Annotated in this window: 29 protein-coding genes and 1 riboswitch; of the genes, 14 read left to right on the forward strand and 15 right to left on the reverse strand. The window is 43.3% G+C overall.

What is annotated here, in order from left to right:
• Positions 1 to 174 precede the first annotated feature (174 nt).
• The 3 genes from M3197_RS10715 (at position 175) to M3197_RS10725 (ending at position 2,612) form a co-directional block, all read left to right on the forward strand.
• Complete coding sequence (locus M3197_RS10715; protein ID WP_251661431.1) at positions 175 to 1,098, forward strand: ABC transporter ATP-binding protein; 924 nt, start codon at positions 175 to 177, stop codon at positions 1,096 to 1,098.
• A complete protein-coding gene (locus M3197_RS10720; protein ID WP_251661433.1) occupies positions 1,067 to 2,011 on the forward strand; it encodes an ABC transporter permease in 945 nt (314 codons plus the stop codon). Before M3197_RS10715 ends, M3197_RS10720 begins: the two co-directional genes overlap by 32 nt.
• Positions 2,012 to 2,447: 436 nt before the next feature.
• Positions 2,448 to 2,612 (forward strand): hypothetical protein, encoded by a 165-nt coding sequence (locus tag M3197_RS10725; protein ID WP_251661435.1) that lies wholly within the window; start codon positions 2,448 to 2,450, stop codon positions 2,610 to 2,612.
• Between the two features lie 129 nt (positions 2,613 to 2,741).
• Here M3197_RS10725 and bioB read toward each other — a convergent pair whose 3' ends face one another.
• The 5 genes from bioB to M3197_RS10750 all read right to left on the reverse strand — a co-directional run bounded on the left by bioB (position 2,742) and on the right by M3197_RS10750 (position 7,792).
• On the reverse strand, positions 2,742 to 3,740 hold the full coding sequence (gene bioB / locus M3197_RS10730; protein WP_251661437.1) for a biotin synthase BioB: 999 nt from the start codon (positions 3,738 to 3,740) through the stop codon (positions 2,742 to 2,744).
• Entirely contained in the window at positions 3,706 to 4,314 is a 609-nt protein-coding gene (locus M3197_RS10735) for a biotin transporter BioY (RefSeq protein WP_251661439.1), read from the reverse strand. Before M3197_RS10735 ends, bioB begins: the two co-directional genes overlap by 35 nt.
• Positions 4,311 to 5,678 (reverse strand): adenosylmethionine--8-amino-7-oxononanoate transaminase, encoded by a 1,368-nt coding sequence (bioA, locus tag M3197_RS10740; RefSeq protein ID WP_251661441.1) that lies wholly within the window; start codon positions 5,676 to 5,678, stop codon positions 4,311 to 4,313. Before bioA ends, M3197_RS10735 begins: the two co-directional genes overlap by 4 nt.
• Positions 5,668 to 6,348 carry a dethiobiotin synthase gene (gene bioD / locus M3197_RS10745; RefSeq protein WP_251661443.1) on the reverse strand — a complete coding sequence of 227 codons (681 nt, stop codon included), beginning with the start codon at positions 6,346 to 6,348 and terminating at the stop codon, positions 5,668 to 5,670. Before bioD ends, bioA begins: the two co-directional genes overlap by 11 nt.
• Positions 6,349 to 6,586: 238 nt before the next feature.
• The gene (locus M3197_RS10750) at positions 6,587 to 7,792 is read right to left on the reverse strand and encodes a multidrug effflux MFS transporter (protein ID WP_251661445.1); all 1,206 of its coding nucleotides are present in this window, start codon (positions 7,790 to 7,792) and stop codon (positions 6,587 to 6,589) included.
• Between the two features lie 103 nt (positions 7,793 to 7,895).
• On the opposite strand from M3197_RS10750, the gene M3197_RS10755 reads away from it, so the two are divergent.
• On the forward strand, positions 7,896 to 8,189 hold the full coding sequence (locus M3197_RS10755; RefSeq protein WP_251661447.1) for a hypothetical protein: 294 nt from the start codon (positions 7,896 to 7,898) through the stop codon (positions 8,187 to 8,189).
• A gap of 75 nt (positions 8,190 to 8,264) precedes the next feature.
• Here M3197_RS10755 and M3197_RS10760 read toward each other — a convergent pair whose 3' ends face one another.
• Both M3197_RS10760 and M3197_RS10765 read right to left on the reverse strand, forming a co-directional pair.
• Entirely contained in the window at positions 8,265 to 8,942 is a 678-nt protein-coding gene (locus tag M3197_RS10760; protein ID WP_251661448.1) for a hypothetical protein, read from the reverse strand.
• 242 nt (positions 8,943 to 9,184) lie between these two features.
• On the reverse strand, positions 9,185 to 10,603 hold the full coding sequence (locus tag M3197_RS10765; RefSeq protein ID WP_251661450.1) for a protein adenylyltransferase SelO: 1,419 nt from the start codon (positions 10,601 to 10,603) through the stop codon (positions 9,185 to 9,187).
• Between the two features lie 174 nt (positions 10,604 to 10,777).
• On the opposite strand from M3197_RS10765, the gene M3197_RS10770 reads away from it, so the two are divergent.
• Together M3197_RS10770 and M3197_RS10775 are read left to right on the forward strand one after the other, a co-directional pair.
• Entirely contained in the window at positions 10,778 to 11,326 is a 549-nt protein-coding gene (locus M3197_RS10770; protein ID WP_251661452.1) for a sigma-70 family RNA polymerase sigma factor, read from the forward strand.
• Positions 11,316 to 12,407: a helix-turn-helix domain-containing protein gene (locus M3197_RS10775; protein WP_251661455.1), complete on the forward strand. Its 1,092-nt coding sequence runs from the start codon at positions 11,316 to 11,318 to the stop codon at positions 12,405 to 12,407. The genes M3197_RS10770 and M3197_RS10775 overlap by 11 nt, the downstream gene beginning before the upstream one ends.
• Before the next feature lie 65 nt (positions 12,408 to 12,472).
• Here the strand turns inward: M3197_RS10775 and abc-f are convergent, their stop codons facing one another.
• The 5 genes from abc-f to M3197_RS10800 form a co-directional block, all read right to left on the reverse strand.
• Positions 12,473 to 14,134 carry a ribosomal protection-like ABC-F family protein gene (abc-f, locus tag M3197_RS10780; protein WP_251661457.1) on the reverse strand — a complete coding sequence of 554 codons (1,662 nt, stop codon included), beginning with the start codon at positions 14,132 to 14,134 and terminating at the stop codon, positions 12,473 to 12,475.
• A gap of 432 nt (positions 14,135 to 14,566) precedes the next feature.
• The gene (locus M3197_RS10785) at positions 14,567 to 14,917 is read right to left on the reverse strand and encodes a rhodanese-like domain-containing protein (protein WP_185736841.1); all 351 of its coding nucleotides are present in this window, start codon (positions 14,915 to 14,917) and stop codon (positions 14,567 to 14,569) included.
• Positions 14,918 to 15,032: 115 nt separating this feature from the next.
• Complete coding sequence (locus tag M3197_RS10790; RefSeq protein ID WP_251661459.1) at positions 15,033 to 15,188, reverse strand: hypothetical protein; 156 nt, start codon at positions 15,186 to 15,188, stop codon at positions 15,033 to 15,035.
• A gap of 73 nt (positions 15,189 to 15,261) precedes the next feature.
• Positions 15,262 to 15,945, reverse strand: a complete 684-nt coding sequence (locus tag M3197_RS10795) for a DUF1129 family protein (RefSeq protein ID WP_251661461.1) — start codon at positions 15,943 to 15,945, stop codon at positions 15,262 to 15,264.
• On the reverse strand, positions 15,932 to 16,273 hold the full coding sequence (locus tag M3197_RS10800) for a PadR family transcriptional regulator (protein ID WP_251661463.1): 342 nt from the start codon (positions 16,271 to 16,273) through the stop codon (positions 15,932 to 15,934). The genes M3197_RS10795 and M3197_RS10800 overlap by 14 nt, the downstream gene beginning before the upstream one ends.
• A 183-nt stretch (positions 16,274 to 16,456) precedes the next feature.
• Here M3197_RS10800 and M3197_RS10805 point away from each other — a divergent pair, with 183 nt between their 5' ends.
• The 8 genes from M3197_RS10805 to M3197_RS10840 all read left to right on the forward strand — a co-directional run bounded on the left by M3197_RS10805 (position 16,457) and on the right by M3197_RS10840 (position 22,922).
• Positions 16,457 to 17,206: a GNAT family N-acetyltransferase gene (locus M3197_RS10805; protein WP_251661465.1), complete on the forward strand. Its 750-nt coding sequence runs from the start codon at positions 16,457 to 16,459 to the stop codon at positions 17,204 to 17,206.
• A 78-nt stretch (positions 17,207 to 17,284) separates the two neighbouring features.
• Positions 17,285 to 18,055: a YtvA family blue-light photoreceptor gene (ytvA, locus tag M3197_RS10810; RefSeq protein WP_251661468.1), complete on the forward strand. Its 771-nt coding sequence runs from the start codon at positions 17,285 to 17,287 to the stop codon at positions 18,053 to 18,055.
• Positions 18,056 to 18,133: 78 nt separating this feature from the next.
• The gene (locus M3197_RS10815) at positions 18,134 to 18,625 is read left to right on the forward strand and encodes a hypothetical protein (protein WP_251661470.1); all 492 of its coding nucleotides are present in this window, start codon (positions 18,134 to 18,136) and stop codon (positions 18,623 to 18,625) included.
• 61 nt (positions 18,626 to 18,686) lie between these two features.
• Positions 18,687 to 18,834, forward strand: a riboswitch (FMN riboswitch).
• A 122-nt stretch (positions 18,835 to 18,956) separates the two neighbouring features.
• The gene (gene ribD, locus M3197_RS10820; RefSeq protein ID WP_251661472.1) at positions 18,957 to 20,072 is read left to right on the forward strand and encodes a bifunctional diaminohydroxyphosphoribosylaminopyrimidine deaminase/5-amino-6-(5-phosphoribosylamino)uracil reductase RibD; all 1,116 of its coding nucleotides are present in this window, start codon (positions 18,957 to 18,959) and stop codon (positions 20,070 to 20,072) included.
• Positions 20,053 to 20,700, forward strand: coding sequence for a riboflavin synthase (gene ribE, locus M3197_RS10825; RefSeq protein WP_251661474.1), 648 nt, complete (start codon positions 20,053 to 20,055; stop codon positions 20,698 to 20,700). Before ribD ends, ribE begins: the two co-directional genes overlap by 20 nt.
• A gap of 17 nt (positions 20,701 to 20,717) precedes the next feature.
• Positions 20,718 to 21,911 carry a bifunctional 3,4-dihydroxy-2-butanone-4-phosphate synthase/GTP cyclohydrolase II gene (locus M3197_RS10830; RefSeq protein WP_251661476.1) on the forward strand — a complete coding sequence of 398 codons (1,194 nt, stop codon included), beginning with the start codon at positions 20,718 to 20,720 and terminating at the stop codon, positions 21,909 to 21,911.
• Positions 21,912 to 21,923: 12 nt separating this feature from the next.
• Positions 21,924 to 22,391: a 6,7-dimethyl-8-ribityllumazine synthase gene (gene ribH, locus M3197_RS10835; protein WP_251661478.1), complete on the forward strand. Its 468-nt coding sequence runs from the start codon at positions 21,924 to 21,926 to the stop codon at positions 22,389 to 22,391.
• Between the two features lie 129 nt (positions 22,392 to 22,520).
• The gene (locus tag M3197_RS10840) at positions 22,521 to 22,922 is read left to right on the forward strand and encodes a GNAT family N-acetyltransferase (RefSeq protein WP_251661480.1); all 402 of its coding nucleotides are present in this window, start codon (positions 22,521 to 22,523) and stop codon (positions 22,920 to 22,922) included.
• 57 nt (positions 22,923 to 22,979) lie between these two features.
• Here M3197_RS10840 and M3197_RS10845 read toward each other — a convergent pair whose 3' ends face one another.
• The 3 genes from M3197_RS10845 to M3197_RS10855 form a co-directional block, all read right to left on the reverse strand.
• Positions 22,980 to 23,486 (reverse strand): QueT transporter family protein, encoded by a 507-nt coding sequence (locus M3197_RS10845; RefSeq protein ID WP_251661483.1) that lies wholly within the window; start codon positions 23,484 to 23,486, stop codon positions 22,980 to 22,982.
• A 153-nt stretch (positions 23,487 to 23,639) separates the two neighbouring features.
• A complete protein-coding gene (locus M3197_RS10850; RefSeq protein WP_251661485.1) occupies positions 23,640 to 24,395 on the reverse strand; it encodes a 3-oxoacyl-ACP reductase in 756 nt (251 codons plus the stop codon).
• A gap of 54 nt (positions 24,396 to 24,449) precedes the next feature.
• On the reverse strand, positions 24,450 to 24,671 hold the full coding sequence (locus M3197_RS10855; RefSeq protein WP_251661658.1) for a DUF2829 domain-containing protein: 222 nt from the start codon (positions 24,669 to 24,671) through the stop codon (positions 24,450 to 24,452).
• Positions 24,672 to 24,684: the final 13 nt, after the last annotated feature.

Here is a 24,684-nt window from a genome sequence, read left to right on the forward strand (position 1 = left end):
CCTCCTAAGTGCATTGTTAATTTCTTTATTGTACTCGTCCATGACTAAAAATGGGGAAACAAACAACTGATTATTAGCATTTTCCAAAAATACGAAACTATATGCTCTTCTTTACGTATACGTTACTATGGACTTCATCTTAACAATCTAGTACAAAACAAAGGAGGAAACACCATGGAACCCACTCCTATCGTTGAATTGAAGAATTTATCCAAAACGATTCGTGGAAAGAAAATTATCGATGATTTAAGTTTGCAGCTATATCCTGGAGAAATTACAGGCTTTCTCGGTCCGAACGGTGCAGGTAAAACGACCACCATTCGAATGATGGTCGGGCTCATGAAAAAAAGTGGAGGAGAAGTCGTGATTGACGGACAAACGCTTTCTGCAGACTTTGAAGAAGCTCTATCTAAAGTAGGCGTCATCGTAGAAAATCCGGAAATGTACAAATTCATGTCCGGTTACAAAAATTTGTTACACTTTGCCCGCATGCAGAAAGGGGTAACAAAAGAACGCATTAACGAAGTCGTCAAACAGGTTGGGATGCAAAATCGTATCCATGAAAAAGTTTCGACCTATTCACTCGGAATGCGTCAGCGCCTTGGTCTTGCTCAAGCCCTGCTACACAGACCAAAATTCTTAATTCTAGACGAACCGACAAACGGACTGGATCCTGCAGGAATTCGCGAGTTCCGGGAATACCTACGACTCATTGCTCAAACTGAAAACGTTTCTGTTTTCGTATCCAGTCACATGCTTTCAGAAATTGAACTCATGTGTGACCGGATTGCCGTCATTCAAAACGGGAAACTCGTCGACCTTCGTGATATGCGTGAAACACAGGAAGCCCATTATTATCTAGAAGCTTTTCCTGCTGATCAAACCTTTGAACTCCTTGGATCTCTTGGATTCAGATCGGAAAGTGTCAACGAAGGGTTCGTAATTCAAGCGGAAAAAACGCAAATTCCAGAACTCGTCAAAGCGATGTCATCAGCTGGACTAGAACTATACGCAATCCAACCTCATCGAAAAACACTAGAAGACCAATTCCTAGAATTGACAGGAGGTGGCCAACTTGCTGAAACTGCTGCAAAATGAATGGATGAAACTATGGTCTAAAAAAGGCACTTGGATAATGGCTGGCCTGATGGTCGTACTCATTATCGCCATGGCGGGGATAATGAAATGGTCTGGCAGTTTAATGGATGTTGAATCCGACTGGAAACTTAGCACCCAAAGTGAACTGGAAAATAATAAAAACTCATTAGAAGTGGGAATCCTAAAAGGAGAAAGTAAACGGCTTGCAGAAGAGAACGTTCAAATCTCCGAATATCGACTTGCAAATGATGTCGCACCACTGAAAGATTTTAGCCGGGAAGGTATGATTTACAATCCATCAGTCGGCAGTATTGCACTGTTGCTCACTGTCATTGTAGCTGCGGGCATTGTCGCATCTGAGTTCTCACAAGGGACGATTAAAATGCTACTAACGCGTCCTGTGAAACGTTGGAAAATCATGACGTCCAAGTACCTAGCGATCTTACTATTTGGCGTTTTACTAATGCTAATCGGTTTTATAACGACTATTTTAAGCGCCTTTATATTCTTCCCATCAGAGGGCGGGCAAGCTCTCTCCATCTCAGGCGGCAACGTCGTGGAAGTTTCCATATGGGGCCATGGACTATACATGTTACTGCTCTCATTTGTTAACGTAATCATTACCGCAACGTTTGCGTTTATGATTGGAAGCGTCTTCCGCTCAAGCGGAATGGCAATTGGGCTATCCTTGTTTATCTACTTCACGGGAAGTGTTATCGTTGGTCTTTTGAGCAGATTCGAAATCGTGAAGTACTTGATATTCACACATATGGACTTGACGATGTACGAGTCCAATTACATTTTGAATGATGAAATTACACTGTCCTTCTCTCTCGTCGTTTTAACTGTCTACCTCATAGCATTCTTAATAGTGAGCTACACGGTATTTACCAAGCGGGATATTACGGCATAATTTATATTCACCAGTTATTACGGGCCATCCTCCAAAATAACTGGTGTTTTGTCTTTTCAAGTACGTATCTATATATTTGAGAATTGTAATTATCTAGGATGTGGAGTGACATGTTTTATTAAATTAAAGGCCACAAAGCGCGGTATGGAAAGCTGTAACTTAAGCATTTTATCGACTCTCGTCAAGATCCATACGAGGTGAAAGTTTCAAAGTGATTAAACGTGGAAAAAACCGGCTACACTTCTAGTAAAGTGAGTCGGTATTTTTGTATGGAATAGAATTTTTTTATTTGAAGCTGCAGCAATTCATTATATTCTGTCTGAATTCACATCATTGACTAGTAATAAGTGTTACATAAATTTTCCTGAAATCTTGAAAATTAGTTTATACAGAGCATCTACCGGGTAAAATTTCTTAGTAAGAGGAGGGACAAAATATGCAGACAGAGTGTGAAAGTTATGTGATGGTTCGTGAGTTACATCACCTAAACGAAGAATATCAACTTGCGCCCACTCAATTGAAATCGATAATCCTCACTGATATCCGCCTGATTGAAGATGCCCTCGACCTTTTGAAAGCTAATACTTCCCCACCGATGTAAGTTTTTCTTGACCATTTATCCCGGAAGCCAACAAAGTCATTCAAATACCCGACTCACAACTTTGGGATTGCCATAGAAAACCAGCTCTCCGACAGTTAGAAATGCCGATTAGAAGCTGGTTTTTGTGTTTTATGAGTGAGCAAGTAATGCTTGTTTTTCAGTGAGCTCTACTTCGAATCCAAGGTCTTCCAACATACGAAAGTCTGAATTGTCCTCTTGCCCATCCGTCGTTAAGTAATCCCCAACAAATATACTGTTGGCAGCATACAACCCCATTGGTTGAAGGGATCGTAAGTTGACTTCACGACCGCCAGAAATTCTGATTTCCTTAGATGGATTCATGTACCGGAATAATGCTAATACCTTTAAGCAATAGCGTGGATTCAGTTCGTTTGTCCCTTCTAGTTTCGTACCGTCAATCGCGTGCAAGAAGTTCACTGGAATAGAGTCTGCATTTAACCTACGAAGGGCACGGGTAATATCGACAACATCTTCTTTTGTCTCTTTCATCCCGATTATGGCTCCTGAGCATGGAGAGATTCCGTACTTTTTCGCAATTTCAACGGTGTCCACACGATCCTTGTACGTATGCGATGTCGTGATAAAATCATGATGACGTTCGGAAGTGTTCAAGTTATGGTTATACCGATCGACGCCTGCTGTTTTTAGCTGCTCTGCTTGTTCTTCTTTTAAAATACCCAGACACGCACACACGGTTAACCCATACTTTTCTTTTATTTCCTCAACAGCCTCACTGACAACTCGGACGTCTTTTCGTGTCGGACCTCGCCCACTTGCCACGATACAATACGTTCCGATATTATTTTCAAACGCCCGTTTCGCTCCTTCTAAAATTTCCTCTTTCGATATGAATGGATACTTATCAATGGGCGCTGTGGATTTAGAAGATTGAGAGCAATATCCACAATCCTCCGGACAAAAGCCACTCTTTGCGTTCATAATCATATTCAGCTTTACCTTTTTCCCGAAATAATGACGTCGAATCATATAGGCCCCATCTAACAATGCTAAAACCTCTTCGTCATTTGTGTTTAAAATCGATAACGCTTCTTCATTTGATAGCTCTTTTCCATCAATGACTTCCTGTGCGAGTGTTTTCCAGTTCATGACGTATGCCCCTTTTTGTGTGAATGAATTTTTTCAAAATCGGATATAATCTTGCAGCGAGTAATCCCGTACCTACAGCAAGAGCAATATCTATAACAATCGTGCTCAAGAAGCCTGCCACCAAGACGTGCATAACGTTGGTAGGTGTATCCATCCAACTATTCAGTGCGACATACAAATAAGGTACTCCAATTGCATAAGTAACCGCGGTTCCCGCCAAATTTGCCACAATGAAATGCTTTCTATTAGGTACAGGAACTCGCTCAATTATGAAACCTATGACATACGCAGCCGCAGCAAATCCTACTAAGTAGCCAAATGTAGGTTGAAGGAGATACGTAATTCCTCCACCTTTTGTGAAAACCGGAAGTCCTGCTAACCCGACGAACAAATACACAAGCTGACTTTGTAGACCTCGACTACTTCCTAATAACGTTCCTGCTAAAAAAACAATAACAATTTGTAATGTAAACGGGACAACCGGTAGCGTAATTTTAACGAATGCACCTATTGCTGTTAATGATGCAAAAACTGCAATAAGGGCCATTGAATTTATGCTATTTGTTCTCTTCATACAAGTTGTTCTCGCTCAATGAAAAATTGCTCCATCACTTCTTTCGTCGTATTCACCATCCACTCGATTTCTTCTCCAGAGATTACATAAGGCGGCATGAAATAAATGATGTTACCAAGCGGACGTATCAAAAGCCCTTTTTTAAGAGCACGTTGATAAATTTCATAGCCGATTCTTTCATCACTTGGAAAAGGTTCCTTCGTTTTACGATCCGCCACCAGTTCTATTGCACCAACAAAACCAGTTTGACGGTATTCTCCGACATACGGTAACTCGTCAAATACGGCATGGGCGAGTTCTTGTAATAGCTGTTGTTTCGGAACCAACGTTTCCATTACCTGTTCTTCTTCAAAAATGGCGAGGACTTCTTGTGCTGCGCGAAGTGCTAGCGGGTTGCCGGTGTAACTATGCGAATGCAAAAATGCCTTCATCGTGCCGTAATCATCGTAAAATGCTCGATATACATTCTCCGTCGTCAATACAGCAGACAACGGTAAATACCCTCCCGTAATCCCTTTGGACAAACATAGAAAGTCCGGTGTGATTTGTGCTTGCTCACACGCAAAAAGTGTACCCGTTCGTCCAAAACCAACCGCCACCTCATCTGCAATCAGATGTACGTCATATGCGTCACACAAATCCCGTAACTTTTTCAGGAATATCGGGGGATACATTTTCATTCCAGCTGCTGCTTGAATTAGTGGTTCGATAATGGCAGCGGAAATGGTATCCGCATGTTTCTTGAATTGCTTTTCAGTATCTTGAATACATTGTGCCTGGCACGTTTCAGGAGATTCCCCAAATGGACACCGGAAGCAATCGGGGCCTTGTGCGTGAACTACATTAAGTAATAGTGGCGCATATACATCGTTATATAATCCAACGCCTCCCATAGACAGTGCTCCAAGTGTCTCGCCATGATAGGCATTCGAAAATGCTAAAAATTGTTTTTTCTCAGGTTGACTAGTTTGGGCGCGGTATTGAAAACTCATTTTGAGTGCGACTTCAATGGCAGCGGACCCGTTATCTGCGAAAAACACTTTTTCTAGCCCTTGTGGAGTTAACTCCACAAGTTTTTCTGCAACATGAATAGCAGGCTCATGGGTGAAGTTTGCAAAAATCACATGCTCAAGTCTTTGTGCCTGATCCGCAATTGCCTTGCTAATACGCGGATTTGTATGACCGAACAAGTTGACCCACCAAGAAGATACGGCATCCAAGTATCGATTGCCTTGTTTGTCTGTCAACCAGACCCCTTCCCCTCTCTCAATAACAATTGGTGGGAAGGTCTCATAGTCTTTCATCTGCGCGCATGGATGCCAAATATGTTCAACATCCCTTGCTTGTAGTTCTTCATACTTCATTGGACATCAACCTTTCCAAGACCGGCACGTCCGTAAAACTTTCAATTGTACGATTTGCCTCAATAACCGCGAATGGTAGCCCTGTAAATCGACGGATTGTGTCTATGTTATTTTGCTCTATCGGGGTTTGGTTGAATTGATTGAATACAATTCCTTGCACACTGATTCCACGCGTATGCAACGCTTCAATCGACAACAGTGTGTGATTGATGGTGCCTAGTTTCGTAGAAGCGACAAGGACAACCGGCAATTTCGATTGTTCCACCACGTCCAATAATGTCTTTGTCGTATTTGAATGGAGCGGTACGTATAAGCCGCCTGCACCTTCACAAATAACCGTTTCGAATTTTGTTTTTAAACGCTCAATTGTTTGTAGCAACAGGTTTTCGTCAATTTGCTTGCCAGCTAACTCAGCAGCATAATGCGGAGACGCCGCTATTGGAAATGAATATGTATTGAGTGAATCGTTGTCCAAGGAATACAAACTATAATCTTTATAACTCGACGTGTCCTGATAATGCCCTTGTTCTGTGTCAGCAACAAGACCTGTTTGAACTGGTTTGTAAGGCGTGACGGCCAGCCCAGTTTTCTGAAGTTCTCTCAAGAATAACGTTGTCACAAATGTTTTCCCTACGTCCGTGTCTGTCCCAACTACCCAAAAGTGTTTCATCGTAAATACCTTCTTCATTTATTAGAATGGACTTCATTTGTGTTAACCTAATTAATAAATAGGTTAACACAAATAGATTATCACAATTTTATCCATTCGTAAAATAGTATTAAAAAAGCAGACCGCAAAGAGCTAATTGCTCCTTACTGTCTGCTAGTGGTCTTATTTCGAAAGACTGATTTCATGATGAATCTGTTCAAGATTGGAATTAAAATTTTGTAAGTTCCCTGTAATTTCGTTAACGTAATGACTTTCGAACAAGTCCCATGTATAGGATGAACGCCATTAAACTACAGCTTATAATAACAATCCCTAATGGCCATGCGGTATGGTCACCTGCAATTCCGACAAGAGGTGAGACGATTGCTCCCCCGATAAATGGCAATAAACCGAGGAATGCAGAAGCACTCCCAGCCGCCTGACTTTGTCGATGCATCGCGAGTGAAAATGAAGAGGTCGAGACCATTCCAACACTGGCTACTACTAATAAGAAAGCAGTTGCGACGACAAATAGTGGACCTTGTAGCCATATGACAAGCAATAACAGTACACTACCTGTTAACGAAATGAGTACGCCCGTCATCATGAAATTCAGTTCAGATATTTTATGTGATAAACGGCCAGTAATTTGCGCAGCTGCAATGATCCCAATACCGTTCAACGCGAAGAAAAGAGAAAACTGTTGTGGTGAGACGCCATACATGTTTTGTAGCACAAAAGGAGAACCTGCGATATAGGCAAACATGGAAGCCATGACAAACGCTTGCGTAAGCGCAATCCCCATGAATTGACGGTCCTTCAGCAACCGACCAAATGTCTTGAATACCGAAAGAATTCCCCTTTCTGCACGATTTTCAAGCAAAAGTGTATCCGGTAAAAAACTTGCAGTTCCTACAAACATCAGTAATCCAATTCCACCCAGTACGAAAAAAACAACGGGCCACGAGGCAAAACTTAAAATGGCGCCACCCGCGATGGGTGCAAGTATGGGTGCAGCCCCATTGACTATTGAGAGCAATGCCATGAATTTGGTAAGTTCGTGTCCTGCGTACAGATCCCTCGCACAGGCTCTCGCAATCACGATTCCCGCAGCACCTGTTAACCCCTGAACAAAACGCAGAATAATGAACGGCCAAATGGACGTCGTGAACGCACAAAGTACTGAGGCAATTGCATAGACCAAGAGAGTCAGTACGAGTGGTTTACGTCTCCCGTAGATATCACTTAGCGGACCAAATATGAGCTGTCCCGCTCCAAGTCCAATTAGACAAGCCGTCAAACTTAGCTGAACAAGCGAGGTAGAGGCGTTCATGTCCTCTGCTACAGCCGGCAGTCCAGGTAAGTACATATCCATTGATAACGGGCCAAATGCCGTCAATGAGCCGAGCAGTACGACGAGCCAAAGTGTCGGCAACGGTTTCTTTATGGTTATTGCTTTTGTCATTTCCCCAAATCCTTTTCTATGAAATTCTACGGTGGAGTATACCACACTGCATGTGGTATGTGTTGTCGGATAGGAATTGTATTGAGATTAAGGGGGAAGTTTTGTGGGAACGAGCGGGTTCTCTGACGGAACGAGCGGGTTCTTTGCTGGAACGAGCGGGTTCTCTGCTGGAACGAGCGGGTTCTCTGGTGAAATGGGCGGGTTCTCTGACGGAACGAGCGGGTTCTCTGCTGGAACGAGCGGGTTCTCTGACGGAACGAGCGGGTTCTTTGCTGGAACGAGCGGGTTCTCTGACGGAATGAGCGGGTTCTCTGCTGGAACGAGCGGGTTCTCTGCTGGAACGAGCGGGTTCTTTGCTGGAACGAGCGGGTTCTCTGCTGGAACGAGCGGGGTGTAGTATCTAGCGAATTTAGCTGGACATCAAAACACCTGCCCCATCCAATCTTAGGATGGGGCAGGTATGAAGAATCGCTTACAATTCACCAGCTTCAAAGTTCTCGGCATTGATTTCTGGATCGTTTACATTACTAATGACAAATTCGATGTAAGTATCAGAGTCTTCTGCTAGCAAGTTAAACTTATCAGTTTTTACAAAATGATACTCATCGCTACTTTCTTCGTCAGGATTAGAAAAATGGAGTTCCTTCATCCAACCGTCTACTTCCTCATCAGAAGCAGTTGGGTCAGCGCCACGAATAATGGAACGCACGACTCCAAACGCTTCTTTTCGGTCACCAAACATACTGAACATAACCGCACGGACTTCTTCTTCGCCTTTTTTGGCAAGCAGTTGCATACGTCGGTTCTCATCGTATGTCATGTCTATAATTTCGTGATCCCCTTCGGAACCTGACGCTCTCCAATCTAAATTGTCGACGCGCTCAGGAACTCCCACTTCTTCAGCGGACTTATTGAAGTTGGTTTGAAAGTCTTTAGCGGTCACACCGATTTGCATATCTGATGCTTCCCCATTTTCGTCTACAGCATCAGCTTCCTCTGATGAATCCTCTGACCCTGTTCCTTCTTCAGCAGAGACTTTCGGCTTTTCCACATCCGATTTGCTTGTCTCATTTGGTTTATCCTCACCACACGCAGCGAGTGCAAGCACTAATAGTGCACCTAGGAATACGCCAGTCCATTTCTTTAACATATGTTTTCAACCCCTGTCTATAATTTTTCAACTCCCTCACTATAGCGACTACTCAGATTATAATCAATTTAATGTACTGTGATTTCTATAAAATAATTATTTTCTACCAGATTACTAGGATTTCTTTAGATCTTAGTTACTATGTTGCATATCACAAGAATAGGGCAAATAATTCCTCACCCTTACGAGTAACCGCAAAAAAGACGAATGCCTCATAAGCGTCCGCATTTTCCATTGCATCATTATGTTCCACAATACGTTTGATACGGCACTGATGAATCAGATGGAGTCGTATAGGCATCCTGCTCTGTGGAATAAGAATAAGGAGAAGCAAGAACTTGATTCAGCTTGTGCAACACACTGAAATCGCCATTGCCGGCTGCCTCGATAGCCTCTTCTACTTTATGGTTTCTCGGAATCACTGAAGGGTTGTTACGTCGCATGACTTCATAAGATTCTTCAACAGTAATATTCTGTTGCTTTCGTCGCGTCTCCCACTTCTTCTTCCATTCGCAAAAAGCATCATTACTAAACCAATCTGGTTGCTCTATGCATTCATCTGTTAATGCCCTGAACGTATTCGTAAAGTCTGCTTGAGCGTCTTTCATGATAAGTAATAATTCTTTCGAAAGAGCCTCGTCTACCGGTTGTTCATCCAACAAACCTAGCTTCGCTCGCATCCCGTTTAGCCATTCTCTCTCAAAGACCTTACCAAATCGCGCAAGTTGCTTCTCCGCAATCTGAATGGACTCATCCTGATTCTCATCTAGTAGCGGTAGTAAGGTTTCCGCAAAACGTGCCAAGTTCCACGATGCAATTCCCGGCTGGTTGCCATATTTATACCGTCCATTTACATCAATAGAACTGAATACCGTCGCTGGATCGTATACGTCCATAAACGCACATGGCCCATAATCGATCGTTTCCCCGCTAATCGTCATATTATCGGTGTTCATGACTCCGTGGATGAAGCCGACAAGCTGCCACTTGGCAATCAATGCTGCCTGTCTCTCAATGACATTTTCGAGAAGCAGTTCATACCGATTGTCCCTTGAAGCAACATCTGGATAATGCCGCTCTATGGCGTAATCCGCCAGCGTCTTCAGATCTTCAGGTACTTGACGGGCAGCTGCGTATTGGAACGTTCCTACCCGTAAATAACTGCTCGCTGTCCGGACAAGAATAGCACCAGGCAAAACGGTTTCACGGAACACTTCGTTGCCTGTCAACGTAACAGAAAGACTTCGCGACGTAGGAATGCCTAATGCGTGCATCGCTTCGCTAATGATATACTCACGTAACATGGGACCAAGTGCTGCGAGACCATCACCCCCACGTGAAAATGCCGTAGGACCCGAGCCTTTTAAGCCGATATCCACTCGATTTCCTAACGGGGTCAATTGCTCTCCCAAAAGTAGGGCCCGTCCATCCCCAAGCATCGTAAAATTCCGAAACTGATGACCGGCATACGCTTGTGCTATTGGCGTAGCGCCTTCTGGTAGTTCATTACCAGAAAGCACTTCAGAATTCAACTTCTCAACTTCCAGACCAAGCAATTCTGCGAGGCCTTTATTCAGCAAAACCACTTTTGGAGAAGTTGCCTCTTCCGGAGTCGCTTCTGCAAAAAACACTTCCGGCAATTGACTGTAGCTATTGTCCATTTTCCACCCTGCATCTGAACACACGTGATCACTCCCTTTACCTGTATACTACCCTTAGATTCACGAAAAACGATAGAAAAAAGAATTCTTTCCATGATAAATGAAACGGCCGTGCTTTTTCACTCGTCTTTAAGGTACACCAGGGTGGAGCGCAATGAGAAAGGATGGGTTGGCATGCCTCGCGAGAACAAGTTCGTTCCAGATTGGAAACAGGATGAATGGCTTGAACAATTGATGGATCAGTACGGAAACCAGTTAACGAATCTTGCGTTCAGCTACCTCAAAGACTGGGGACGGGCGCAAGAAGTTGTTCAGGATGTTTTTGTAACATGTTTTCATCGAGCTCATCAGCTAGAGGAAATTCGTTCTGTTGAAGCATGGCTGTATCGGATTACGATAAACAGATGTAAAGATGTCTTAAAAAGTTCATGGTTCAAGCGTGTGATTGTTGGGAGTCCACTTTTTCAGTTTCTTCGATCTAAAGAGCCGATTCCACATGAGCACATGCTTCAGAACAGTGAGGACGAACAGTTGGTACAATGCGTGCTAGAACTACCGATCACTTATCGAGAAGTCATTTTGCTCTATTATTACGAAGACCTGACAGTACCTGAAATCAGCGAACTGCTAAACGTAAACCAAAATACACTTCGGACTCGACTCAAAAGAGGACGCGAAAAATTAGCACAACTGCTGGAAGGAGGGGATCAAGATGAAGGATGAGAAGAAAAAAATTCGTTCCGCTTTTGACAAGACTGTTTTTCATAAAGAGTCATTTACACAAAAAAACAAACAAGCTGTCAGACGAAAAATACAACGTACCCAACGCCCTGCCCAATTCGTTCCTGCGATTGTTGGATCAATTGTTGCGGTATCCTTGTTATTCATAGGGATTTTTTTTATAAAAGGAGATCTGTTGAATTCTACAAAACCAGATGATCTATCAGGTAAAGGAACGAGTATCTCAGGGTCATTTACTATTGAGGACATTTCAGATGGACCCTTCCTCGCTAATGAAACCTACTACATTGCCCTGCCAATTACATGGAACGGGAAAAGCACAGCGACCATTCATTCCATTGAAATAGTCAAAGAGAACCAGCAACCCCTTCACACAACCGATGGAATTTCTTATTCATTCTATCTTGCTGATGCGAAGAAAAAGCCCGGTGTTTATGGACGGGATCAGGTTGGAGAGATTTCTGATGTTCATGGATTTCAAATTGAGGATGAAAGCAGTTTAGTAATAGAAGTCTCATTGAAAAACGCTGTGCCCGACAAATCTCGTTCGATTAAAATCGGATATTCTGTAAATGAAGAAGAAATGGAGCAACTACTTGTGGTAGGTGTGCTACAAGGCTTAGCGACCTTACCTGAAAACACAACGAACGAAAGTGGTCCCATTGAATTGAATACAGCAGAACAAAATGTATATACTGCATTTGAGCAAGGTTTGGATACACAACATTTAGCAGGTTTATCCCCTATGAGCGTCGCAAAGCTTTATATTCACGCATCGTACCTAGGTGATCGAGAAGTCGAATATGCACTCTATACCGATCAAGAAGAATTCATCCAATGGAGTCGCGAGGAAGATCAAGCGATTCCTGAATCCGACCGCGGTACACCGGAACAATTAACTCAGCAGTATAGAAACTTTGAAGAGGGGCGTTTTCTTCAGACTAGTAAAATTGAAGGATACATTGAATATTATCCAAATGGTAAACAGGAATCTCCTTCTGGATTTCAACTGATTAAAAACGAAGACGGCATTTGGCAAGTTGCATTCATGCCGATTCAGTAAATAAAGAAAACCAGTGGATCGATACGGAAATGTCTTTGCTCTCCGTTCAATCCACCGGTTTTTAGTCATTTATTCAATTCCCGTAACTGTCGGGACAACTCAAAAAATTGCTGATCTAGTTTGCTGTATGCTGGATTTCCAGGGGTCAGCAGACTCAGCTTTCCTAATACCGCCTGCAACTCCGTTTCAAGTCGAAGTTTTTCTTGTTCGGAAGATGGGACTGGAGCAGAAGATTTCCGACTTTCCCAGTCCACCAAACTATACGGTACTTTACGAACAGTCCCTTTTTCAAATAACAGCAATCCATCTGCCATACGCTCCGTAAAATATCGATCGTGCGACGCAAACAACAATGTGCCTGGATACGTATCCAACGTGCGCTCCAGCTCTTCACGCGATGGAAGATCCAGGTGATTCGTTGGTTCATCCAGTAATAACACATCCGTTTTCCTGCGGATGAAATCGAGCAGTTTCACCTTCAAACGCTCCCCCTGACTCAGGACACCGAGCGGCAGCTGCCATTGTTCAGCTGTAAACCCTAAATTCGTCAATTGGATACGCAGGAGACCTTGTTCTTCGTAAGACGGAGAATAAAAATACTCTGCCATCGTCTGTTCATCCGGTAAATCGAATGCGGTCTGACGCAAGTATCCGAGCGTCATGCCTTCAGATAGCCAGACGTCCCCATCGTAATCGAGTTCGCCTAAAAGCATGCGAAACAGCGTCGTTTTCCCAGAACCATTTGGCCCGAGCAGCGCAAGTCGCTCACCTGCTTGCACAGTAAATGCAGCATGCTGAAAGAGTTGTCTGTCTCGGAATGCTTTGCCTGCATTTTTCAGTTCCAGAACACGCTTGCCTTTCTTCCGTAGTCCTTCTAGTTCAAACGAAACCGATGTTTCTGCAATTGGCGCCTCAATTCGGTTTTTCTTTAGCTCTGCTTCTAATCGATTTTTCTTCGAACGAATTTGCACGTTCCGTTTCTTTACCTTTTTTCGGTAGTATTCTTTAGCGCCACCTTTTTTCGTTGACTCTGCGTGCCCTTTCGCAGACCATTTATCCAGCTGCTCGATTTGCCCTTCTATTTCAGCGATGTACTGTTGCTGCTCATCATAATGTTTCTGTTGGACGAATCGTTCATGCTCTTTCTGCTTGCGATAATCCGTGTAATTGCCTTCATAGACCGTCAATTTCCCGTTCTCAATTTCAAAAACATGATCCGCCAAGTGGTCGATGAAATACCTATCGTGGGAGACGAACAGTAATGTACCCTCACGTTCTTGAAGCGACTCAATGAGCCGTTCCACGCTTGATGCATCCAAGTGATTAGTCGGTTCATCCAGTAGTAATATTTCACGGTTTTCAGCTAGCGTAGTTATAAGCCGTAGTTTGACTCGCTCTCCCCCGCTCGCATGAGCATATTCTGCCTCTTTCGGCACGTGCCAATGACTGCGTTTTTGAAAGAGCTCTGCTCGTGTCCAATCTACTGGCTTTTCTGTTTCAGCCTCTTGTTTGTAATACGAAATGGAAGGGGTTCGACCAATCCAATCTATTCCTCCAGAAGAAGGTTCTCGTTCACCTGATAGAATGGACAAAAGTGTTGTTTTTCCTGCTCCGTTCGGTCCGACTATTGCTATTCTCGCTCCTTGCGGGATTTCCGCGCTGAGTTCGGTAAAAATATACACATCCCCATATCCCGCTGATACTTTGTTCACTATTCCTCGTAGCATCTACATTCCTCCAGTTGGAAGGGAACACAAAAAAGATCCCTCCGTAAAATAATCGGAAGGACCGGTTCTGTCAGCATCTCAAAAAGCCTCAACTCTATTGGTGAGCAACGTAATATCGACTCAGCAAAGGATGAAAGTGGCTCGTATAAATGGACAGACCAATCCCGTTTTTCCACACAACGAATCATTCGTTTTGAGAAAATAGGAATTAGTTATCCATCAGCCACCCTCAACCCTTTCTGTCAGTTAGTCTATCTAGTATATCAAATTTAGAATTGTTCGCAAGTTTAAAGTTGATCGTATTTATTTCCAACATTCTATTATTTCCGGGGAAATAATCTTTAATCCGACATTTTGTAGCGCTTCTTTACCTAAAAAGAAAACTCCACTACAAAATATGTCGGTTTGTGATTGGGTATCATATTTCTTCTGTTACTGCCAAGCGGACATTCCGCCTTTGACATTGATGACATCAGTAAATCCTGCTTTTTTCAGCATTCCTGCTGCGCGGGCGCTACGCATTCCACTTTGGCAAATCACATACGTTTCTTTGCTTTTGTCCAACTCACTCATACGCTTTCCTAAATCGTTAAGGGGAATATTTTTAAATTCTTTGACGTGGCGACCTTTGTATTCTCCAGGTGTTCGAACATCTACAAATTGCTTCGACTTATCTTTCGTTAAAGCCTTAACTTCAGTTGTGGATAGCGTACGAATTCCTTTTGCTGGTTTCATACGCCATACAAAGAATGCCACAATTAGTAAGATTATAATCCAACTCATCTGAAACGCCTCCTGTTGTTTTCTATTTCTTTTAATATACCTACAAGGGTATTTTAAAGCAATGAATTTACCCATATAAAAAACTCAGCACCCAATGGCCTGCGTTTGGTATAGGTTATCTCTTCTCCGATAGAGCTAAAAAGAATGTGGCCACTGGACCAAGTACTAGTGAAAGCAAGAACCAATTGAACCCCGATCGGTTTTTTCCTTGTGCCAATACTGCATTGATCAGCGCGAGCGTGCCCCACCCAACAAAATAGCTTTCATCCATATTAAAAACCCCCTAATCCGTTCTGGAATTCTATCTATACTACGGATTGCAAGTCTATACGGTTTCGTTTCCATCAAGCAGTTGCTTCATTTTTCCGAGCAATCCATTGACTCAGTAATAACATCACAAAACCTACTAGTAAAGAAGCTACCCATGGAAATTCAATTGCAGGACCTCTCTCTTTAAAGAAGAATGCAATCCCCATGAAGAGTCCGAAAACCAGTACTCCAGATACTCCTCCAACAATAGCCACTTTCCAAGTGCTTTTCTTCTCTTCAAATGCCGTTTTGTTCACCACGTTTATAAGAAGTAGCACCCCGACTGCAGTCATCATGAGTACTGCTGCTACCATAGCTGCTGTTGAAGCAAGATATAGATGCTCATCCACTGGTTTGATAAACGACAGTACGCCTAAAATAGCACCACGAGCGATGACCATCCAGCCTAATACGCTGAATATCAGCTGGATTCCAAACAACAGTTGGTTTTTCTTCTTCTCTTTTGGCATTTGTGCAATCACTTCGTCTGCATAAGCTCTTGGATCTCCACCAAATATATTTTCTGCACTCTTACCATCCTTTTGACCCTCCAAAAGATGCTCAAGCATTTCCATCAGTAACTCTTCCGTTGCCCGTTCTGACAGTAAGAATTTAGATCGGATGTATACGAGCATATTGGTATAGTACTGTTCGTTTTCCTCGGTCAACTGTTCCCGCTTTTCATTGTTTTCTTGGATCAATTCCTTAGTCGTCACCACCGTCAGTCTCTCCTTTCAATAATGCGTTTACTGGCATCGCAAGTTTCCCCCACTCACTTCGAATGAACGCCAATGCCTCCTTGCCCTCTTCCGTCAATGTGTAGTATTTTCTGCGCGGGCCAGACTCAGATGCACGCATTTCCCCTGTGATCCAATTATTTTTCTGTAACCTCAACAACACGGGGTAAATGGTGCCTTCACTCACATCATCGAGTCCGAGTTGTTGCAACTTGGCGGAGAGCTCGTAGCCATAAACTGTCTCTTTTTCAATAACCGCAAGCACACAACCATCTAGAATTCCTTTTAATAACTCACTTCTAACTGACATACGACCACTCTCCATCCAGTATGTTGCCTTGCAAGGTAGCTACGTAAAAAATAACTACCTTGCGTTACAAAGTAGTAATAATGTTAGTATATTCTTGTCTAATAAATACGTCAATCTCAATGTTCAGAAAAGTAAATCCCATCTCTTAAATGTATGATAGGATAACAGAAGGAGGGATTACCTATGAATCGTGTTACATTCGAAGATATTTATAACGCTGGTGTTATAGCGATAATTACAGATACATATAACCATTTTCATCTACCCGATATGCCACTCTATTATGATAGTAATTTTATAGAATTTAAAAAGATGCCCATTGTTAGTGAGTTTAAAAAGGCAGAACATGAATTGAAAAACTATCACTCAGCACGCGGTCAGCACCATCTGAAATTCACATTTCCTCAGGATGAACCCATTTCAAAAGAATTGACGGCCTATTTAAACCGCGAGGACTATGAAATCGGTTTTCTAGAATTATATGCACTCTCTCCAAAGGATTTTCCTGTAACGTCTCTATCTTCAGCAATTAAAGTTCTACCAGTGACTGCATCCAATCTCGAAGAATTCCTTCACTTACAGCGAACAATTGATGAGCAATTCGGGAAAGAGTTTGCAGCACAAAAACAATTGCAACATAAAAAGAACTTCTCGAATCCTGATTTTCTGCAGCTTATTGCATACTTCGATGAGGAAGTAGCTGGTTCAGTTGATTTAATCATTCAAGCACAGACCGTGGAGATAGATGGGCTACACGTGTTAGAAAAAATGAGACATAAAGGTGTCGGAAGTCAATTACAGCGATGGTTGATGGATCGGTTCCCAAATAAACTAGTCGTTTTGGTCGCTGACGGTGAAGATACTCCAAGAGAAATGTACCAAAGGCAAAACTATAAGTTGTTAGGTTACCAATATGAAGCGGTAAAAACATGATTTTTTTGATAGATTACTTCCTATCTTATGCTAAATTAATGATAGACAGAATTCTAAATAGGACAGGACGTGTAGCAAATGAAAAAATTGGATCAATCTGTACAGAACCAACTATTAGAAGCTATGTTAGATGGCAGTCGAGTGGCTACTTTAGTCACAGACCCTTCTCAACCAGACAATCCGATTATCTATGCTAATCGCACTTTCGAATCGATGACAGGTTATCCATTAACTGAGACACTAGGTCGGAATTGTCGATTTCTTCAAGGCGAAGATACCAATCCACTAGCAGTCAAACAACTCCGTGATGCCATCCAGGACCAAAAGCCAATTACCATCACCCTAAAAAACTATAAAAAAGATGGTACTGATTTCTGGAACCGGCTTTCTGTGACTCCCCTTCAAATTGAAGATCATTTGTTCTTCATCGGTACCCAAACGAACGTATCAGTTGAATATAAACAACGAGATGAACTATCTAATAAAGACAGTGAAATCGAACAATTGATGCTTCCCATCATGATGATTCAAGACAATCTTGCTGCTGTTTCCCTTATTGGGGAAATGAGTCCTCAACGATTCAACTTATTAACACAAAAACTTAGTGAATTTGTTCAACACCATGAAGTAGATCATATCATCATCGACATTACAGGATTAGTCTGGAATCACGAGTCCCCACTAACAAGTTTATTAGCCATTCAGGATGTCTTGAAACTAATGGGAACTCAATTATATGTCACTGGTATATCTCCCAAAGTGGCTCAGTCATTAGTAAGTGAGCGCCTTTCGGATCAGCAACTTTTAACATTCTCAAGCATTCGACAAGCGATGGATAGTATTCAATAATCTCCACAGCTAAAGCGTTTTGTTAAGATCATTTTGAACTTCGTGCCTGTCTCAGTGTCCAATCAGGGAGGACTCATCATGTTAACAAGAAAAATCCTATCCGCTTCTATATCAGGAGTGCTGTTTTTCATATTGATTGGCTTCTTCATGCCCAATCCTTTCGGAGAACCCATCACGTCCGTCTCTAATTACTTCGAATCCGTGTTTGTTAGTATTTCAGGCTATCTCCTATACGGCATCCCCGTCGTACTTCTTTACGGTATTATCTGTTCAATTATCAGCGAGAATATTTCCGTTTTCGTTTGTAAAAAAGTAAAATTCGATCATGCAGAATTTGTTCTTTCTGGATTACTCCATGCAAGTTTTGGATTAGTGTTTTCAGCATATGGACTTGTCGCATCGCTACTATTTTTTTCTGTAGACCGTGTGATCGCGAATAGAAAAATGCATGTTACGGGTAAGCAAATCGTAACGGCACTAGTTCTTCCAATCGGAGTGTATGTACTGTGTCTTGGATCCCTTGTAGCAGTAGATTTCTTCTCTGGTGGATGGAAAGACTTGCTCGTATAATCTCTAACTTGTGAGTTGCACGCTTACTAATAGCTGTGCTAGACTTTGAGACAATCGAATAATATTCCTTCGGGGCAGGGTGAAATTCCCTACCGGCGGTGATGAGCTACTATTGCTCTTAGTCCGTGACCCGGCTGCATTTTTTGTAGACGGTGGATTTGGTGAAACTCCAAGGCCGACAGTTAAAGTCTGGATGGGAGAAGGAATGGTGCGTTTTTCAAATTTTTCGTTTGACAGACGCTTATTTTGTCATGCTTACCCAGCCCCGCACATCTGTTGCGGAGCTTTTTTTGTTACATGAGGAATCTATAATTCAGGAGTGTTGTTATCGTTGGAAATTGAACACTATATGCAAATCGCTTTTTCACTTGCGCAAGGTGCGGTAGGTCAAACCTCGCCGAATCCACCAGTCGGTTCCGTTGTTGTGAACCATGGAAGGATTGTCGGAATGGGTGCTCATTTGCGTGCAGGTGAACGCCATGCAGAGCGGGTTGCAATAGATATGGCAGGCAAAGAATCTGTTGGCGCCGATTTGTACGTCACGCTTGAACCTTGTTCGCATACCGGAAAAACGACGCCATGCACAGATGCAATTTTGCAAGCAAGCATCTCTCGTGTCTACGTTTCGGCTTTAGATCCAAACCCACTAGTTGCAGGTTCTGGAATCAAGCGGCTTCAAAAAGCAGGGATCGATGTGCAAACCGGTATTTGTCGGGATTTCGCACAAGAATTATATCAACCTTTTTTTCACTTTATACAAACCAAACAACCTCATGTAACGTTAAAAACAGCTATGACATTAGACGGTAAAATCGCAGCATTTTCAGGACATAGCAAATGGGTGACAAGCGAGCAATCTCGACTTGACGTCCATCGTCTTCGCCATGTCCATGATGCCATTTTAACCGGAAGCAAAACGATTCTTCACGACAATCCCCTTCTCACCACCAGATTGCCCCAAGGTGGACTTCACCCTATTCGAGTTATTTTAGATACACATTTATCTATACCTGTTTCTAGTCAGGTCATTCAAAACACCGACGCCCCTACCTGGATTTTTTGCGGCTGCGCGGCTTCAAAAAAACGCGAAGTGAATTTCTTGCCGTATGATCACGTCGAAGTCTTTCGTATGAATGAGCCTGCCATTGCAGTATCTGCTGTATTAGATAAACTGGGCGCGCGTGGCATCATGACCCTTCTTGTAGAAGGAGGATCCTCGATAAATGCTTCTTTTTTACAAGCGGATACTGTCGATCGGATCATTTCGTACATTGCTCCAAGATTACTAGGCGGTGCAGATTCCCTCACTCCAATAGGCGGGGAAAGTCCTGCCTTGATGAGTGATGCAAAAGATTTTGTTTTTGTAAAAACGGAACAGCTCGGTCCAGATTTAAAGGTAACGGCTGTACCAAAAGGAAGTGATTCTAATGTTTACAGGGATCATTGAGGAAATCGGGACTGTAAGAACAGTCCGTTCGTCAGGTCAATCGTTAGAACTTACTGTGGCAGCTGCAGAAATACTGAAGGATGTCTGTTTAGGAGACAGTATCGCCGTTAACGGCACATGTCTGACCGTTACATCATTTACGAATGGCCAGTTTACCGCAGACGTGATGCCCGAAACGTTTCGAACGACGTCGTTACATAACGCGAAAGCTGGTACTTTAGTAAATTTGGAACGTGCTCTTCGCGCTGATAGTCGTTTGGGCGGTCATTTTGTTTCCGGTCATGTCGACGAAACTGCGATTGTCCAAAAATGTCAGCACATCGAGAATTCGCTTGTCATGCAGTTATCACTCCCGCCTGGCGGATTAAACTACGTGCTTCCGAAAGGCTCGATTGCTCTTGACGGGACGTCTTTAACAATTTTTGACGTGGGTGATGAAAGCATCTCGATTTCGCTCATCCCACACACTCAAAAAACAACGGTTCTTGCGCAGCGTAAACCGGGAGACCGCGTCAATGTGGAGTTTGACATGCTCGCAAAATACATGTTTAACATGCTACAGAAACAAACTCCTTCTGCTAAACAACCTTTGAACAAGGACTTTTTACAGCAAAACGGATTTTTGTAAAGAAAGGGTGTTTCCTAATGTTTGATACGATCGAAGAAGCGATTCAAGACTTAAAAGTCGGGAAACCGATTATTGTTGTGGATGATGAAAACCGCGAAAACGAAGGCGACTTCATCTGCCTAGCAGAACACGCAAGCCCTGAGATGATCAACTTCATGGCAACAAAAGGACGCGGACTCATCTGTACGCCGATTACTGAATCGAAAGCGGCCCAACTCGGCCTACCGATGATGACTGTACACAATACGGATGCACACGGAACGGCATTCACAGTGAGTATCGATCACGCAGAATCCCATACTGGTATTAGTGCCGTCGAACGTTCGGAAACGATTTTAAAAATGCTTGAGCTACAAGCAATACCAAGTGACTTTAAGCAACCAGGTCACGTCTTTCCGCTAATCGCACAAAATAATGGAGTGCTCAGCCGAGTCGGCCACACCGAGGCTGCCGTCGATTTAGCTAGACTTGCAGAAAGTGCACCTGCTGCGGTCATTTGCGAAATTATGAGTGAAGATGGTTCAATGGCTAGGGTTCCTGAATTGCGTGAGCTAGCAGATTCAGAAGGGTTGAAATTGATCAGTATCGAAGATCTTGTGCATTACCGCCTTGCGAATGAAACACTGATCACTCGTGAAGCTCAAGTCAGATTACCGACGTCAAGCGGTTTATTTAAGATGATTGGCTATACCGAAAAAATGACAGGTAATGAGCACGTCGCTCTTATTAAAGGAGATCTAACGGGTGATGAACCTGTACTAGTCAGAGTCCATTCTGAATGCTTGACTGGGGATATTTTCGGTTCTACTAGATGTGACTGTGGCCCACAACTTCACGCAGCTTTGCAACAGATTGAAGACGCGGGGCGCGGCGTCCTGCTTTACATGCGGCAAGAAGGGCGCGGAATCGGACTCATTAACAAGTTGAAAGCTTACGAATTGCAGGAGCAAGGGTTGGACACCGTCGAAGCAAATGCAGCACTCGGTTTCCCTGACGACTTGCGCGACTACGGACTCAGCGCACAGATCTTGCAAGACTTAGGGATTACAGAAGTGAGATTGCTGACGAATAACCCTAGAAAGTTGGATGGATTAGTGGAGTATGGGCTCACGATCACGGAACGTGTTCCAATCGAGCTCCCTGCGCTTCCTGAAAACAAACGATATATGGAAACGAAAGTAGAAAAACTCGGTCATTTATTGACCCTATAGGAGGCAGTTAAAATGGGAACTGTATATGAAGGTCATTTAGTTGGTACAGGATTAAAAATTGGAATTGTAGTCGGTCGGTTTAATGAATTCATCACAAGCAAGCTACTTTCCGCAGCACAAGATGCATGCAGACGCCATGGTGTTTCTGAAGAAGACATCGATCTAGCATGGGTACCAGGTGCTTTTGAAATACCGATGATCGCTAAAAAGATGGCTGACTCCGGTAAATACGATGCGGTCATCACACTTGGAACTGTTATTCGTGGAGCAACCCCTCACTTTGACTATGTTTGCAACGAAACTGCTAAAGGTGTCGCAGCAGCTGGAATGCAATCTGGGATTCCCGTTATCTTTGGCGTGCTGACAACGGACTCTATTGAGCAATCGATCGAACGCGCAGGTACGAAAGCTGGCAACAAAGGCTGGGATGCAGCGGTCTCTGCAATTGAAATGGCTAACTTGAACAAGCAATTTTCTTAAGAACATCTGCTAGTTTCTTTTAAAGGTGGGTTAAGTTGTTCTGAAGTAGGATATAGGAATAACTAGCGGGATAGGTGCTTCTGGAATACGAGGTACTTATTCGATACTTGCTGAAGGAGGAATTCACTGATGTCGATCACATATACATATAAAACAGATTTGCTAACGAAAGAAAATATCCAACAATTATTTCTGTCTGTTGAATGGGAGTCTGCTTCCCATCCAAATGACTTATACAACGCCATTATTAACTCTCACTCTGTTGCAACTGCATGGGATAGCGGCCGTCTGATTGGACTTGCGAATGCAATGTCTGATGGATCGATGGCAGTCTATTTCCATTACGTTCTTACAGACCCAGACTATCAAGGGCAAGGTGTAGGTAAAGAGATTATGAAAATGATGTTGGAGAAGTATCACGATATGCACACGAAAGTACTCGTTTCTTATCCAAAAGCGGTTGGATTTTATGAGTCTCTTGGCTTTGAACCAGAAGAAACCAGTACACCCATGTATGTATTTACAAACTAGTTCTATTCAAAATTAATTAATAAAGAACGCATCCCTGTAGAATCGGGATGCGTTCTTTCATTTTGTGAAATCTATTTTTTTCGCTAAAGCGAGCATGATACTGCCGCCGACGGTCATTGACAACAGTTCGCCAGCGCCTACCGTGAACCATGTGATCCAAAACGGCGCACCGTACAATATGGTCAACTGTCCTGCAACGGTGAACATGGAAACAGCGAAAATTACGGCAGTCCAGACAAACTTCATTTTGTCTGACTTCAGCTTTTTTGTAGCAGCCCGGCTAACGAGCAGCACGAGAAACGTGGCCACTCCGCCAATCGGTACGTCTAGAAACCAAGTTGGCGAGAAGAAGTTCGCGAGTACCACTCCTGCTGTCACAGCGATAATATATCGCTTGTGAAACAACGCCAAGTAGTTGAACATCTCCGAAAGCCTTAACTGGACTGCACCGAAACTGATGACTGCAAGCGTAAGCGTGACAGCGACATATAGTCCCGCCACTACCGCCATTTTCGCAAGCTCTCCGACCGCAATCCGCGGACGCTCTTTTGCGAGTAAGGTCATGTATAGTCCTCCTTTGTAAAACAGCAAAAGTGCTGTTTTAGTAATAACTGCGACCAAAGGAAGAAGAAGCCGAATGCTTCGTCAAAAAGTGTCGCAGTGCAAGCTGAAAACCTGCTTGCCTAGTATAGCAGAATTCATTCATCCTGAAAATGGTTACTTCGCCGTCCAGCCACCATCAATCGGAATGACCGTTCCATGAATATAATCGGAAGCATCTCCTGCTAAGTAGAGCGTCAACTTGGCAACTTCTTCTGGTTGCGCCCAGCGACCTGCAGGTGTTTCCTCTGCAACCCATTCAGCTATTTTTCCATCCCCATCAAAATCAGCCGCGGTCATGGCCGTTTGAATCGCACCTGGTGCAATTGCATTCGCCCGAATTCCTTCCCGACAATAGTCGAGATCAACTTGTTTTGTATACCCCACCACCGCATGTTTGGAAGCGGTATACGCTGCACCGCCACCACCGCCAACGAGTCCTGCGATGGAAGCCATATTCACCAGCACTCCTGATTTTTTCTCGAGCATATGTGGCAAAACTGCATTCGTTACGAAGAACATCCCTTTTACATTCGTGCTCATGATTCGATCCCACAATGCTTCATCCGTATCTAACGTTTTAGCAAATCCATCGAGCACACCTGCTGTATTGCACAGAATATCGACGTGATTGAAAGAATCGATTGCCTGACTTACCGCCTCTGTAACATCAGTTTGATTACTCACACTTCCTTTGCTATATCGGAAGTGTTCTGTATGTGCGCTTGCTAACTTTTTCAGCCCTTTTTCATCCATATCTAATGCGTAGACTGATGCCCCTCGCTCTAGAAATGCAAGTGCTTGAGCATAGCCGATCCCTGAAGCCGCACCTGTGATGAACACCGTTTTCCCCGCAAATTCTCTTTGTACCATTTTGAATTCCTCCATTCAAAAAGCCCATGATTGCTCATGAGCTTTTGTATGTACTTATTCTACGATTGCCCAGTCTTCCGCTAACAAATCGCATACTGTCGGTGTAAACATCGTGTAGCCCTCACCTGTTACATTAATAACGAAATAGGGATTCATCTTTTCCCCATCCAACGATTCAGCTTCAACCAGTTTCACATAAAGCTCTACGCCGCCCCATCCATTCCGAATAACTTTGTCGCCTGCTTTTAGTCGCGGTAAAATATCTTCAAATGTCATCATTCATACATCC

Origin of the sequence: Sporosarcina aquimarina (genome assembly GCF_023715615.1) — a bacterium.
GTDB lineage: Bacteria > Bacillota > Bacilli > Bacillales_A > Planococcaceae > Sporosarcina > Sporosarcina aquimarina_A.

What these genes read in the sequence shown, in the direction of transcription:
- M3197_RS10715 (WP_251661431.1), top strand. Translation starts at nt 175, where the DNA reads ATGGAACCCACTCCTATCGTTGAATTGAAGAATTTATCCAAAACGATT.
- M3197_RS10725 (WP_251661435.1), top strand. Translation starts at nt 2,448, where the DNA reads ATGCAGACAGAGTGTGAAAGTTATGTGATGGTTCGTGAGTTACATCAC.
- bioB (WP_251661437.1), bottom strand. Translation starts at nt 3,740, where the DNA reads ATGAACTGGAAAACACTCGCACAGGAAGTCATTGATGGAAAAGAGCTA.
- M3197_RS10735 (WP_251661439.1), bottom strand. Translation starts at nt 4,314, where the DNA reads ATGAAGAGAACAAATAGCATAAATTCAATGGCCCTTATTGCAGTTTTT.
- bioA (WP_251661441.1), bottom strand. Translation starts at nt 5,678, where the DNA reads ATGAAGTATGAAGAACTACAAGCAAGGGATGTTGAACATATTTGGCAT.
- bioD (WP_251661443.1), bottom strand. Translation starts at nt 6,348, where the DNA reads ATGAAACACTTTTGGGTAGTTGGGACAGACACGGACGTAGGGAAAACA.
- M3197_RS10750 (WP_251661445.1), bottom strand. Translation starts at nt 7,792, where the DNA reads ATGACAAAAGCAATAACCATAAAGAAACCGTTGCCGACACTTTGGCTC.
- M3197_RS10760 (WP_251661448.1), bottom strand. Translation starts at nt 8,942, where the DNA reads ATGTTAAAGAAATGGACTGGCGTATTCCTAGGTGCACTATTAGTGCTT.
- M3197_RS10765 (WP_251661450.1), bottom strand. Translation starts at nt 10,603, where the DNA reads ATGGACAATAGCTACAGTCAATTGCCGGAAGTGTTTTTTGCAGAAGCG.
- M3197_RS10770 (WP_251661452.1), top strand. Translation starts at nt 10,778, where the DNA reads ATGCCTCGCGAGAACAAGTTCGTTCCAGATTGGAAACAGGATGAATGG.
- M3197_RS10775 (WP_251661455.1), top strand. Translation starts at nt 11,316, where the DNA reads ATGAAGGATGAGAAGAAAAAAATTCGTTCCGCTTTTGACAAGACTGTT.
- abc-f (WP_251661457.1), bottom strand. Translation starts at nt 14,134, where the DNA reads ATGCTACGAGGAATAGTGAACAAAGTATCAGCGGGATATGGGGATGTG.
- M3197_RS10785 (WP_185736841.1), bottom strand. Translation starts at nt 14,917, where the DNA reads ATGAGTTGGATTATAATCTTACTAATTGTGGCATTCTTTGTATGGCGT.
- M3197_RS10790 (WP_251661459.1), bottom strand. Translation starts at nt 15,188, where the DNA reads ATGGATGAAAGCTATTTTGTTGGGTGGGGCACGCTCGCGCTGATCAAT.
- M3197_RS10800 (WP_251661463.1), bottom strand. Translation starts at nt 16,273, where the DNA reads ATGTCAGTTAGAAGTGAGTTATTAAAAGGAATTCTAGATGGTTGTGTG.
- M3197_RS10805 (WP_251661465.1), top strand. Translation starts at nt 16,457, where the DNA reads ATGAATCGTGTTACATTCGAAGATATTTATAACGCTGGTGTTATAGCG.
- ytvA (WP_251661468.1), top strand. Translation starts at nt 17,285, where the DNA reads ATGAAAAAATTGGATCAATCTGTACAGAACCAACTATTAGAAGCTATG.
- M3197_RS10815 (WP_251661470.1), top strand. Translation starts at nt 18,134, where the DNA reads ATGTTAACAAGAAAAATCCTATCCGCTTCTATATCAGGAGTGCTGTTT.
- ribE (WP_251661474.1), top strand. Translation starts at nt 20,053, where the DNA reads ATGTTTACAGGGATCATTGAGGAAATCGGGACTGTAAGAACAGTCCGT.
- M3197_RS10830 (WP_251661476.1), top strand. Translation starts at nt 20,718, where the DNA reads ATGTTTGATACGATCGAAGAAGCGATTCAAGACTTAAAAGTCGGGAAA.
- ribH (WP_251661478.1), top strand. Translation starts at nt 21,924, where the DNA reads ATGGGAACTGTATATGAAGGTCATTTAGTTGGTACAGGATTAAAAATT.
- M3197_RS10840 (WP_251661480.1), top strand. Translation starts at nt 22,521, where the DNA reads ATGTCGATCACATATACATATAAAACAGATTTGCTAACGAAAGAAAAT.
- M3197_RS10845 (WP_251661483.1), bottom strand. Translation starts at nt 23,486, where the DNA reads ATGACCTTACTCGCAAAAGAGCGTCCGCGGATTGCGGTCGGAGAGCTT.
- M3197_RS10850 (WP_251661485.1), bottom strand. Translation starts at nt 24,395, where the DNA reads ATGGTACAAAGAGAATTTGCGGGGAAAACGGTGTTCATCACAGGTGCG.
- M3197_RS10855 (WP_251661658.1), bottom strand. Translation starts at nt 24,671, where the DNA reads ATGACATTTGAAGATATTTTACCGCGACTAAAAGCAGGCGACAAAGTT.